Source organism: Paracoccus sp. (in: a-proteobacteria), from assembly GCF_046462195.1.
Lineage (GTDB): Bacteria > Pseudomonadota > Alphaproteobacteria > Rhodobacterales > Rhodobacteraceae > Paracoccus.
This window is the reverse complement of sequence record NZ_JBKGUN010000200.1, coordinates 19,475-30,493: the sequence shown is the minus strand read 5'-3', so window position 1 is coordinate 30,493 and position 11,019 is coordinate 19,475. Positions and strand designations below refer to the sequence as shown.

The following is an 11,019-nucleotide window of genomic DNA, read 5'->3' as shown; positions in this document are numbered from 1 at the left end:
CAAGGCCGCCGATGCCGCTGTCACGCCGCAGTTCCAGATCGAGTTCGCGGACGGCCGTCTGGAAGCGCGCCCTGTTGCGGGCCCGGCAAAATCCAGACGCGCAAAAACCCCGTCGCCGGAACAGAAGACGCTCTTGTAGCTGTGCGTCAGAAAGGCTTGGGACGCAGAACCAGCCAGATCAACGCGCTGCCGGCCAGCACCAGAAAGGGCAGCATGGCCAGGTTCACGGCGTTCCAACCGGCCTGGACGGACCCGCCCGAACAGTTCATCAGCCCACCCGACGACAGGGAGGCCAGAAAGACGCCGCCAAAGACCACAAGGTCGTTCATGCCCTGGACGCGCCCGCGCTCCTCAGGGGCATGGGCGCGCGTCAGCATCGTGGTGGCCCCGATATAGCCGAAGTTCCAACCGATCCCCAGCAGGATCAGGGTGATGAAGAACTGCTCCAGCGCGACGCCGGACAAGGCCACGGCACCGGCCATGGCCAGGATGACCAGCCCCGTCCCGACGATCCGCTCTGCCCCGAAGCGGGCGATCAGGTGCCCCGTGAAGAAGCTTGGCGCGAACATCGCCAGCACATGGGCACTGACGATATTGGCGGCATCCGATGCATGATAGCCGCAGCCGACCACCGCCAGGGGCGTCGAGGTCATCACCAGGTTCATCAGCGCATAGGAGACCATTCCGCAGATCATCGCGACGCCGATCACTGGGGTGCGCAGGATCTGCCCCATGGGACGACCCGATGAGGCTCCGGGCAGCGGGGCCGGAGGCGTGGGAATGTCCAGAAAGGCGAAGATGAACGGTCCGACCAGGTTGAGGCCGATCACCGTCAGATAGGTTGCTAGGAACGGCATGGCGGTCAGGTCGCTGGTCATGCGGACCAGGGCCGGGCCGATGATCGCGGCGGCAAGCCCGCCCGCCATGACCCAGCTGATCGCGCGGGGGGCGAAATCATCGGGCGCCGTGTCGGTGGCGGCAAAGCGATAGAAACCCTGGGCCGACATGTAGATGCCGGTCAGCAGCGACCCCCCCATGAACAGCCGGAACGACCCCTGCCACAAGCCCAAAGCAGCGATCGCCGCGCCCAAACCTCCGGCTAGAACGGCCAGCAGAAAGCCGGCTTGGCGTCCCCTGTTCTGCATGAAGCGAGCCATCGGCCGCGCCGAAAGGGCAGAGCCCAGGATGATCATCGACAGGGGCAGGGTGGCCACGCAGGGGTTCGGTGCCAGGATCTGCCCCGCCAGCCCGCCAACGATGAAGATGACCGACATCTGCGCGCCCAGGATCGCCTGAGCCAGCACCAGGACGGCGACGTTGCGACGAGCCCGGTTGATGTCGGTCATCGCCCGTCAGCCTCGTGGAAGGGCAGCGGCCGTGCGGGCGCGGTCTTCGATAGCCTGCCAGTCGCCCGAAGCCACATCCGCGTCGGTCACGATCCAGCTGCCGCCGACGCAGACCACGTTGGGCAGCGACAGATAGCTGGTTGCGTTCTGGGGCGTCACGCCGCCGGTCGGGCAGAAGCTGACCTTGGGCAAGGGACCTGCCAGCGACTTGAGCGCCGGTGCGCCGCCGATGGCCTCGGCCGGAAAGAACTTCAGCATGTCGAAACCCGCATCGACGGCGCGCATCACCTCGGACGCGGTGGCGGCGCCCGGCAGCAGCGGCAGGTCAAGGTCCGCACAGGCTTGGATCAGCCGGTCGGTCAGGCCGGGTGATACCGCGAACTGGGCGCCCGCATCCTTGGCACGCCTGGCGTCGTCGGGGGTCAGCACCGTGCCGGCGCCGACATGGCCGCCCGTCACGCCGCTCATGGCGCGGATCGCGTCCAGCGCCGCGTCCGAGCGCAGCGTCACCTCCAGCACGGGCAGGCCGCCCGCAACCAGCGCCTGCGCCAGGCCTTCGGCGCGGGCCGCGTCCTTGATCACGATCACCGGAATGACGGGGGCCAGCTGGCACAGGGCCTTGGTCTGCTGCGACTGGGTCTGCGGGGTCATGGCGCACCTTCACGGATGGGAAAAATCGCCCCGAACCTGAACCGGAGGCGTCAGCGATGCAAGGGGCCGCGGGAGGGGCGGTCACCGCTCTCTGCATGAATGTCACAAGCAAAGCCCTTGCATCCGGCACGGACAAGAGGTATGGCGCGCACACTTCACAGGCAGGGGAGGGCCCATGCGGGAGACATCCGCAAAAGGTCCACCGGTTGGGGCATTCGCCCTGAGAGCCCCTGCCAAGGCGCAAACCGGAAAGGAACACGTTATGGCGCTTCCCGAATTCTCGCTGCGTCAGCTTCTTGAAGCTGGCGTTCATTATGGTCACCAGACCCAGCGTTGGAACCCCCGCATGGGCGAGTTCATCTATGGTGACCGCAACGGCATCCACATCCTCGACCTGACGCAGACCGTCCCGATGCTGGACCAGGCCCTGCAGGTCGTGCGCGACACCGTCGCCAAGGGCGGCCGCGTCCTGTTCGTCGGCACCAAGCGTCAGGCCCAGAAGGCCATCTCGGATGCCGCTGAAAAGTCGGCCCAGTTCTACATGAACCACCGTTGGCTGGGTGGCACGCTGACCAACTGGAAAACCGTCAGCCAGTCGATCAACCGCCTCAAGGCGATCGACGAGACCATGGCCGGCGGCGCCGAGGGTTTGACCAAGAAAGAGCGTCTGCAGCTGGAGCGCGAGCAGTCGAAACTGCAAGCGTCGCTGGGCGGCATCCGCGACATGGGCGGCCTGCCCGACCTGCTGTTCGTGATCGACGTGAACAAGGAAGACCTGGCCATCCTGGAAGCCAAGAAGCTGGGCATCCCGGTCGTGGCCGTGGTTGACACCAACTGCTCGCCCGAAGGTGTGGACTACATCATCCCGGGCAATGACGACGCCGCTCGTGCCATCGCGCTGTATTGCGATCTGGTCAGCCGCGCCGCCCTGGACGGCATGTCGGCGCAGATGGGCGCCGCAGGTGTCGATCTGGGCTCGCTGTCGGACGCCCCCGAGGAGCTGCTGGACGAGGCGCCCGTCGCCGAAGAGGCCGCTGCCGAGGCCTGATCCCTGCGGATACAAGCTTTCACGGAATTGTCGTCAGGCGGGGATATGCCCCGCCTGACGTGTTGAACACAGAGGAGACGGATATGGCAATCACCGCAGCGATGGTGAAGGAACTGCGCGAAACCACCGGCGCAGGCATGATGGACGCCAAGAAGGCCCTGACCGAAACCGACGGCAACATGGAAGCGGCCATCGACTGGCTGCGCACCAAGGGTCTGGCCAAGGCCGCCAAGAAGGCCGACCGCGTTGCCGCCGAAGGTCTGGTGGGCGTGCAGGTCGAGGGCGGCCGCGGCGTCGCCGTCGAGATCAACTCGGAAACGGACTTCGTTGCCAAGAACGCCGACTTCCAGCAGCTGGTCCGCGACATCACGGGCGTTGCGCTGAACGGTGCCAATGACGTCGACACGCTGAAGACCACCGAACTGCAGGGCAAGCCCGTCGCCGACGTGGTGACCGGAGCCATCGCCCGCATCGGCGAGAACCTGACCCTGCGCCGCGTGCAGGTGCTGGAAGGCGAAACCGTCGTGTCCTACGTCCACAACGCTGCCGCTGACGGTCTGGGCAAGATCGGCGTTCTGGTCGCACTGGCGGGTCCGGCCGACAAGGCACAGACCGTGGGCAAGCAGTTCGCGATGCATATCGCGGCCACGAATCCGGTTTCGCTGTCCGAAGCGACCATGGATCCGGCCGCACTGGAGCGCGAGCTGCAGGTGCAGACCGCCAAGGCTCTGGAAGAGAACGCGTCCTCGGCCAAGCCGAAGCCCGAAGCTGTTATCCAGAACAACATCATCCCCGGCCGCATGAAGAAATACGTGGCCGAGAACACCCTGATGGGCCAGCCCTTCGTGATGAACCCCGACCTGACGGTCGAACAGGCCGCCAAGGATGCGGGCGTCGAGATCACCGGCTATGCCCGCGTGATGGTCGGCGAAGGCATCGAGAAGAAGGAAGAGGATTTCGCAGCCGAGGTCGCCAAGACCCTCAGCGGCGCCTGATCCGCCCTTTCTGCTGTTTCCGACAAGAATGCCGGCCGTGGGGCCGGCATTTTTCGTTGCCGGCCGCAATTTGGAACGCAAGGTGACGGCGCTGGCCAAGGCAACCGAGCCAGACGCCGTCTGTTCCTGACACTTACGTGTCACCACTCACGGAACATGCCAATGTGACTTAAAAATCGGCAGCAGGGAAACGGGGGAAAACCCTACCCTTTGTGCAATTGGTCAGTCCCGCAGACCATTTGTCGGCTTGTGAAGCTGATGGGTCACATGCGCTTTCAGGACGGCCTGCGGTGTTGTCTCGACCCCCAAGGATTCTCGCGCCAGACGCATGTGCTTTTCAACGGTAGCGGGCGTGATGCCAAGGATGGTTGCGATTTCGCCCACGGTCTTGCCGGCCGAACGCCAGCCCAGCACCTCGCGCTGACGGGGGGTCAGCGTTGCGGCCGGCGGCTTGCGCTGCATCGTCGCCACGCGCATGTGCATCACCCATGTCAGCATCTTCAGCTGCCGCCCCGACTGCGCCCATTGCCGCTGGAGGTCGTCCTCGTCGGCGCCCTTCCCTGGCATCAGGGCGACCGCGCCGGCACTGTGCAGGACCTTGTCGCGCAGGCTGATGATCTGGCAAACGCCCAGGTCGTGGCGCTGCGCAAGGAGCAGGCTGGGCGGGACGACGCCCCGGTTGTGCCGGATCAGGTCCGCGGTGGAGACGGTGCCGTCATTCGTCAGGACCCATTGGACCAGCGGATCGTTTTCCAGACCGGTCAGGTTTTTACTGTCCTCCAGAAGGCGGTCCGGCAGGTTGCTGAACACCACCGGCTTTTCGTGCAGCAACGAAGCCGGAACCGACAGCATGAAGCGGGCCACATAAAGGGCATGGTCAAAACCGAACTGCCCTGCCGCTTCCAGAAAGATGCGACGGATGTCGGTGATCGTCCGCGCGTCCAGAAGGCGTTCTATGTAGCTTGGCAACATGGATAATAATGCTCAAATAATCTATTAAAGCCCTATTGGACCGTGCGTAGGAAGCTTTGCCAAGAGGTAATCTTGAGCAAATCTTCAGGGTGCTGCCGAATTAAACTTGCGGGAGGTCCGGCGTCCCGACAGATGCGGCATCCGCAAGATATCAGCGACCGCCGGTGCTGGACCTTCCGGCGCCGAACGTGCCATGGAGGCGCTGCAGAAAGATTTGACAGCAAGGCCGGCCTTTTCATGTCCTTCATCATCGCCATCGACGGTCCCGCGGCATCCGGAAAAGGCACTATCGCACGTGCCTTGGCCGCCCATTTCGGGTTTCATCATCTGGATACCGGCCTCCTTTACCGGGCGACGGGGGCGAAGGGTGGTGACCCTGTTGCGGCGGCACAAAGCCTGACGACCGAGGATCTGGCGCGGGATGACCTGCGCAGCGCGGCAGCCGGGCAGGCGGCCAGCCGGATCGCCGCCATTCCCGATGTGCGCGCTGCACTGGTCGCGTTCCAGCACCGCTTTGCGGCGCGCGATCCGGGGGCGGTGCTGGACGGGCGCGACATCGGCACGGTGATCTGTCCCGATGCGCAGGTGAAGCTTTACGTGGTCGCCTCGGACGCCGTGCGGGCGGCCCGGCGCGCGGCGGAGCTTGGTGCCGATCCGCAGGAGATGCTGGAGCAGTTGCAGGAGCGAGACCGCCGCGACAGCGAGCGCGCCATAGCGCCGCTGCGCCCGGCCGAGGACGCCCTGGTGCTGGACACCAGCGACCTCAGCATCGCGGACGCCATTGCGCGCGCCATCGCCGCCGTCGAAAAGGTCCGCACGGACCTTTGACCCGAGCCCGTCAGGTACGCGGCCAGATCAGGGCGCGATGATCTCGAACCGGTTCACATCGACCATGCCTCGATCCGTGATCTTCAGTGCGGGGATCACCGGCAGGGCGAGGAATGCCAGTTGCAGAAAGGGTTCCTCCAGCGTGGTTCCCAAGGTGCGGGCGGCGGCGCGCAGGTCGGACAGTGCTTCCCGCACGTCCTCGAATGGCTGAAGGCTCATCAGGCCGGCGACGGGCAGGGGCAGTTCCGCCAGGATGCGGCCGTCCTGTACCACGACGAAACCGCCCTCGATCTCGCCCAAGCGATTTGCGGCCAGTGCCATGTCCTCATAGTCGATGCCGACTACGGCGATGTTGTGATGGTCATGGCAGACGGTCGATGCGATCGCCCCGGTCCGCAGCCCGAAGCCCCGGACGAAGCCGGCCGCGATGTTGCCGTTTTTGCCGTGACGCTCGACCACCGCGATGCGGGTCAGGTCGCGCGAAGGATCGGGACGCTTGTCGCCTTCGGCGGGGGCGATCTCCAGAACAAGATGTTCGGTGATGATCTTGCCTTCCAGAATGCCGATCACCGGCGTCTCGGTGCGGTTGCCCGCGCAGCGGAAGTCATGGGCCGCGACAACAGGCGCCTTGACCGAGGCACGCCCGATCGGGGCCACATGACCGCGTGCCGCGAAGGCCGCGTCATCCACGACGCGTCCGCCCGCCATGACCAGTTGCGCGCGGCAGCTTTCCAGGCTGTCCAGCGCGACGATGTCGGCGCGCAGGCCGGGTGCGATCAGGCCGCGGTCCTTGAGGCCGAACGCCTCGGCCGCAGACAGGCTGGCGGCGCGATAGGCCGCCAACGGCGATGTGCCAAGCGCGATCAGGCGGCGGATCATGTAGTCCAGATGCCCGTGTTCCCCGATGTCCAGCGGATTGCGGTCATCGGTGCACAGGCACAGATAGGCGCTGGTCGCGTCCGTCAGCACCGGTTGCAGCGCATCGAGGTCCTTGCTGACCGAGCCTTCGCGGATCAGCACGCGCATTCCCTTGCGCAGCTTTTCCAATGCCTCTTCGGCGGTGGTGGCCTCGTGCTCCGTACGGATGCCGGCAGCAATATAGGCGTTGAGGTCGCGGCCCGACAATTGCGGGCAATGACCGTCGATATGTGCGTCCGCGAACAGGCGCAGCTTGGCCAGGGCAGCAGGATCGCGGTGAATCACGCCCGGATAGTTCATGAATTCGGCCAGGCCGATGGCAGAAGGGTGGCCCATGACGGCGCGCAGATCCTCGGCCTCGATCCGGGCGCCTGCCGTTTCCATGTTTGTCGAGGGCACGCAGGAGGATAATTGCACGCGCAGGTCCATCAGCAGATGCTCGGACGCCTGCTGGAAATAGCGGATGCCGTCCAGTCCGACGACATTGGCGATCTCGTGCGGGTCGCAGATGGCGGTGGTGATGCCGCGCGGCGTCACGCAGCGGTCGAACTCGAATGGCGTGACAAGGCTGCTTTCGACATGCAGATGCGTGTCGATGAAGCCCGGCACCAGCGTCAGCCCTGTCACGTCAAGGACACGCGTGCCGTCATACCGGGCACCGATGCCGACGACGCGGTCGCCACACAGGGCCACGTCTCCGCCGATCATTGCGCCGGTCACCAGATCAAAGACCTGCCCGCCGCGCAGGACCACATCCGCCGGCTGGTCGCCCCGCGCCTGCGCGATGCGCCGTTCCAGATCGTCCATGGCGTTTCTCCTGTGTGCGGTGAGGGAACCTGGTCGCGGCGGCAGGGCCTTTGGGGCCAAGCCTGCGATCAGGGGTTCCAGCGCAGAAAGTTCGCGATCAGGCGCAGGCCGACGGCCTGTGACTTCTCGGGGTGGAACTGCGTCCCGACGATGTTGTCCCGCCCGACCACGGCCGTGACGGGCCCACCATAGTCGACATGGGCCAGGCGATGAGCGGGATCGCCCACCTGAAACTGCCAGCTGTGAACGAAATAGGCATGATCGCCTGTCGAGACGCCCTCCAGCACCGGGTGGGGGTGGTCGACCACCAGATCGTTCCACCCCATATGCGGCACCTTGAGGCCCGGCGCCGCGATGGCCTGAACCTCTCCGCCGATCCAGTCGAGGCCGGAGGTGGCGCGGTATTCATGGCCGGTCGTGGCCAGCATCTGCATGCCGACGCAGATGCCCATGAAGGGAACGCCGCGGCTCAGCACCGCGTGCTGCAGCGCTTCGGCCATGCCGTCGACTTCGCCCAATGCCGTGCGGCAGGCGGGAAAGGCGCCGTCCCCCGGCAGCACGATCCGGTCCGCGTGCGCGGCGGTTTCGGGGTCCGATGTCACAAAGACCTCGGCGCCCGCGTCGCGGCCCATCAGCTGGAACGCCTTTTCGGCGGAATGCAGGTTCCCGCTGTCGTAATCGACCAGGGCGACCCGCATCACAGCGTCCCCTTGGTCGAGGGCAGCACGCCCGCCATGCGGGGATCGGGTTCCACCGCTTCGCGCAGGGCGCGGGCGACGGACTTGAACGCGGCCTCGGCGATGTGGTGGCTGTTCAGGCCGTGGATCCGGTCCACATGCAGCGTGATGCCGCCATGGGTGGACAGGGCCTGGAAGAATTCGCGCACCAGCTCGGTATCAAAGGAGCCGATCTTCCCGGTCGGGAAATCGACGTTCCAGACCAGGTAGGGCCGCGCCGACAGATCCAGTGCCGTGCGCACCAGCGAATCGTCCATCGCCAGCAGGAAGCTGCCATAGCGGCGGATGCCCTTCTTGTCACCAAGCGCCTGCACCAGCGCCTGACCGATGGCGATGCCCGTGTCCTCGACCGTGTGGTGGTCGTCGATGTGCAGATCGCCCGTCGCGCGGATGGTCATGTCGATCAGCGAATGCCGGGACAGCTGGTCCAGCATGTGATCGAAGAAGCCGACGCCGGTCTTGTTGTCGTAAACCCCGGTACCGTCGAGGTTCAGCGTGACCTCGATCCGGGTTTCCGAGGTGGTGCGGGTGATCGTCGCCTGGCGCATGGGATGTCCTTCCTGTCAGGCCGCCTTATAGGGGGCCCGCCGCCGTCAGCCAAGATGGACCTGACCGGCCGGATAACGCACCCGCGGCATCGTCCGCGTCGCCAGGAAGAAGCCCAGCGTCAGCGGCCCGACACGTCCGAGGAACATGACCACCATGATGACGATGCGACCGAAATCCGAAAGCTCGGTCGTATAGGCGCGCGACAGGCCGACGGTGCCAAAGGCGGACGTGACCTCGAAGGCCACGTCGATGAACGCACCATCATGGCTGAGCATCAGCAGGAAGATGGCCGTCAGGATCACGGCCGAGGCGATGGACATCAGCGCCATCACCTTCAGGACGTCGCCCAGGGGGATGGCCCGGCCAAAGCCCGACACCTCTGTCCGGCGGCGCAGGAAGGCCCAGGTGGCCAGCAGCATCACGAAGATGGTGGTGACCTTGAGCCCTCCTGCTGTCGAGGTGGGGCCCGCCCCGATCACCATCAGCACCATGTACATCAGCGAGGTCGAATCGTGCAGCCCGGCGATGTCGGTCGAGTTGAAGCCCGCCGTCCGTGTCGTGACGCCCTGAAACCAGGCAACGGTCAGGCGGGCGGTTGCGCTGTCATACTGCGCCAGCGTGCGCGGGTTGTTCCATTCCAGAAAGGCCGTCATCGCCACGCCGCCGACGATCAGGACCAGTGTCCCGATCATCATCATCCGCGTGTGAAGCGACCAGCCCCGCCAGAAAGGGCGCTGGAACAGGTCGGCCACGACGACATAGCCGATGCCTCCGACAATGAACAACGCGGGGATGACGATGTTCACGACCGGGTCCAGCGCATATCCTGTCAGGCCCGGCGAAAAGGTCGAAAAGCCCGCGTTGTTGAAGGCCGAAACGGAATGGAAGATCGCGTGCCACAGACCCGGCCCCAAGCCATGGTGGGGCATGAAGGACAGGCACAACAGCATGGCACCCGCGACTTCTGCCATGAGGACGATGCGCAGGATCGTCCACACCAGCCGCGTCAGCTTGACATAGGATGTCTGGTTCAGATCCTCGCGCAGATAGTTTCCCTGCGTGATGCCCAGGGGACGCCCCAGCGCCGACCAGATCAGCACGGCGAATGTCATCAGCCCCAAACCGCCCAACTGGATCAGGACCGCGATCACCAGCTGGCCCCAGAAGGTGAAGACGAACTCGGTATCTATCACCACCAAGCCCGTCACCGTCACCGCCGAGGTCGAGGTGAACAGCGCATCGCTGAGGGAAATGGGCGTGCGCGCCATCGGCGGCAGCAGCAGCAGGAAGGCACCTGTTCCGATCAGCGCCAGGTACCCCGATGCCAGCACCGCGGGAGGAGGGGTCCGCGCCAGCCAGCGGATCAGCGCCCGTCGCACGCCGCCAAGGCTGATCACAACTGATCGCCAAAGCGGGTCAGATCGACGCGCTTGCCCAGCAGCAGAAGGCGGTCGTTCGTCTGCAGCACCGGGTCCTGGTCGCGGGTGTGGCGGAACTCGGTTCCCCGCATCAGGCCCAGCACCTCGATCCCCGCATGGACCTGCAGTTCGGACAGTTGGCGTCCGGACAAGCGCTGGGGGATCATCAGGTTCACCACGGAATAGCCGTTGCCGAGGCTGACATAGTCCTGCACGGCGGGGTTGTTCAGCATCTGCGCAGTGTGGCGGCCCATCTCCAACCCCGGCAGGACGACCCGGTCGGCGCCGATCCTGGACAGGATGCGGTGATGCGTGCGGCTCTCGGCCTTGGCCCAGACCATGGTCACGCCCACCAGCCGCAGGTTCATGGCAGCGATGACGTTGCTTTCCAGGTCGTTCCCGATCGACACCAGACCCACGTCATAACGGTCCACGCCTGCTTCCCGCATGGCGCCTTCGTCCGTGGCATCCAGAATCACCGCCGAAGGCAGCTGTTCGGCCAAGGCGGCGACGCGACGAGGGTCCTTGTCGATTCCCAGGACATGATTGCCGAAACGCGCCAGTTCCAGTGCGACAACGCTGCCAAAGGCACCCAAGCCGATGACAACAAAGCTGCGGTTGACTCTACCCATCAGGTGTCAGGCCCTTGCCATTTCGGGCGGATGCTGCATCCGGGCAGGCGGGGCGTCAAGCCTTCTCGCTTCGTGCATGGGGGAGGGTCAGGGGGGCGGACGGATGCGCGTGGCGTTC

Annotated in this window: 11 protein-coding genes; 3 read left to right on the top strand and 8 right to left on the bottom strand. The window is 65.3% G+C overall.

Translation table 11 applies throughout. The features are described from left to right. Window positions 1-146: 146 nt before the first annotated feature. Both ACLHHB_RS12230 and eda read right to left on the bottom strand, forming a co-directional pair. Window positions 147-1,346, bottom strand: coding sequence for an MFS transporter (locus ACLHHB_RS12230; protein WP_410218558.1), 1,200 nt, complete (start codon window positions 1,344-1,346; stop codon window positions 147-149). A gap of 6 nt (window positions 1,347-1,352) precedes the next feature. Continuing rightward, window positions 1,353-1,997, bottom strand: coding sequence for a bifunctional 4-hydroxy-2-oxoglutarate aldolase/2-dehydro-3-deoxy-phosphogluconate aldolase (gene eda / locus ACLHHB_RS12225; RefSeq protein ID WP_410218557.1), 645 nt, complete (start codon window positions 1,995-1,997; stop codon window positions 1,353-1,355). A 262-nt stretch (window positions 1,998-2,259) separates the two neighbouring features. Between eda and rpsB the strand changes: the two genes are divergently transcribed. Beyond that, window positions 2,260-3,045 (top strand): 30S ribosomal protein S2, encoded by a 786-nt coding sequence (gene rpsB / locus ACLHHB_RS12220; protein WP_410218556.1) that lies wholly within the window; start codon window positions 2,260-2,262, stop codon window positions 3,043-3,045. An 83-nt stretch (window positions 3,046-3,128) separates the two neighbouring features. Next, window positions 3,129-4,040, top strand: coding sequence for a translation elongation factor Ts (tsf, locus tag ACLHHB_RS12215; RefSeq protein WP_410218555.1), 912 nt, complete (start codon window positions 3,129-3,131; stop codon window positions 4,038-4,040). A 222-nt stretch (window positions 4,041-4,262) separates the two neighbouring features. On the opposite strand, the gene ACLHHB_RS12210 is transcribed toward tsf, so the two are convergent. Then, window positions 4,263-5,012, bottom strand: a complete 750-nt coding sequence (locus ACLHHB_RS12210; protein WP_410218554.1) for a helix-turn-helix transcriptional regulator — start codon at window positions 5,010-5,012, stop codon at window positions 4,263-4,265. 237 nt (window positions 5,013-5,249) lie between these two features. Between ACLHHB_RS12210 and ACLHHB_RS12205 the strand changes: the two genes are divergently transcribed. Then, window positions 5,250-5,840: a (d)CMP kinase gene (locus ACLHHB_RS12205; RefSeq protein WP_410218553.1), complete on the top strand. Its 591-nt coding sequence runs from the start codon at window positions 5,250-5,252 to the stop codon at window positions 5,838-5,840. 27 nt (window positions 5,841-5,867) lie between these two features. Here ACLHHB_RS12205 and ade read toward each other — a convergent pair whose 3' ends face one another. From ade to ACLHHB_RS12180, 5 genes are all read right to left on the bottom strand, one after another. Beyond that, window positions 5,868-7,565 (bottom strand): adenine deaminase, encoded by a 1,698-nt coding sequence (gene ade, locus ACLHHB_RS12200; RefSeq protein ID WP_410218552.1) that lies wholly within the window; start codon window positions 7,563-7,565, stop codon window positions 5,868-5,870. 68 nt (window positions 7,566-7,633) lie between these two features. Next, on the bottom strand, window positions 7,634-8,263 hold the full coding sequence (gene hisH / locus ACLHHB_RS12195) for an imidazole glycerol phosphate synthase subunit HisH (RefSeq protein ID WP_410218551.1): 630 nt from the start codon (window positions 8,261-8,263) through the stop codon (window positions 7,634-7,636). Continuing rightward, window positions 8,263-8,850 (bottom strand): imidazoleglycerol-phosphate dehydratase HisB, encoded by a 588-nt coding sequence (hisB, locus tag ACLHHB_RS12190; protein ID WP_410218550.1) that lies wholly within the window; start codon window positions 8,848-8,850, stop codon window positions 8,263-8,265. The genes hisH and hisB overlap by 1 nt, the downstream gene beginning before the upstream one ends. A 45-nt stretch (window positions 8,851-8,895) precedes the next feature. Continuing rightward, window positions 8,896-10,248: a TrkH family potassium uptake protein gene (locus tag ACLHHB_RS12185; RefSeq protein WP_410218549.1), complete on the bottom strand. Its 1,353-nt coding sequence runs from the start codon at window positions 10,246-10,248 to the stop codon at window positions 8,896-8,898. Continuing rightward, a complete protein-coding gene (locus ACLHHB_RS12180) occupies window positions 10,245-10,901 on the bottom strand; it encodes a potassium channel family protein (RefSeq protein WP_410218548.1) in 657 nt (218 codons plus the stop codon). The genes ACLHHB_RS12185 and ACLHHB_RS12180 overlap by 4 nt, the downstream gene beginning before the upstream one ends. Between the last annotated feature and the right edge of the window lie 118 nt (window positions 10,902-11,019).